Below are 950 nucleotides of genomic sequence, written 5' to 3' on the forward strand. Positions count from 1 at the left end.
AGGTCTGCGAGCAGGGCTATTCCAACATCTTCTTCATCGGCTGCGGCGGCACCTGGGCCCACACGCTCCCGATGAAGTACTGGGTCGAGACCACCACGGCCGACGTCGACGTCCACTGCGAGATCGCCGCAGAGTTCCTCGCCTGCCCGCCCAAGGCCTTCAACAAGGACTCGGTCTGCGTCTTCTCCACCCGTACCGGCACCACCCCCGAGATCATCGAGGCCGCCAAGTTCTGCCAGGAGCAGGGCGCCCGCACGCTGATGTACGTCTCCAACGACAACACCCCGGCAACCGAGTACGCCGACTACAAGTTCTTCAGCTTCGCCGAGGACGACGTCCTGTGCGAGGCCATCTACACCTACCAGATCACGCTGGTCGCCCGCTTCCTCAAGAACGCCGGCGCCTTCCCCAAGTACGACACCTTCATGGAGGAGTTCGGCAACATCGCCCCGTTCCTCATCAAGGCCAAGGACGCCCAGGACGAGCGCTGCGCCGCCATGGCCGAGGACTTCAAGGACACCGACTACCACATGGTGATCGGCTCCGGCATGCTCTGGGGCGAGGCCTACGACTACGCCATGTGCATCCTCGAGGAGATGCAGTGGATCAAGACCAAGTCCATCCACGCCGCCGAGTTCTTCCACGGCACCATCGAGCTGTGCGAGGAGGGCACGAGCCTCATCATGCTCTACGGCGAGGACGACACCCGCAAGCTCATGGACCGCGTGGACAACTTCACCCACATGCTCGCCGACGAGAAGGGCGTCAACGTCCGCGTGAACAAGTTCGACACCGCCGAGGTCGAGCTGCCCTTCAGCGACCCCGAGTTCCGCAAGATCGTCTCCCCGATGGTCACCTACACCATCACCGAGCGCCTGAGCTGCCACCTCGAGCACGTCCGCAACCACCCGCTCACCACGCGTCGCTACTATCACCAGATGAACTACTAA

At 62.8% G+C, this 950-nt stretch carries 1 protein-coding gene; it reads left to right on the forward strand.

Going from position 1 to position 950, the window contains the following annotated elements; translation table 11 throughout:
* Positions 1–950: SIS domain-containing protein (locus tag ACEXKH_RS09630; protein WP_373573945.1), on the forward strand; the 950-nt coding region annotated here is incomplete at its 5' end.

The sequence above is a fragment of the Collinsella aerofaciens ATCC 25986 genome (assembly GCF_964259375.1).
Classification (GTDB): Bacteria; Actinomycetota; Coriobacteriia; order Coriobacteriales; family Coriobacteriaceae; genus Collinsella; species Collinsella aerofaciens_BO.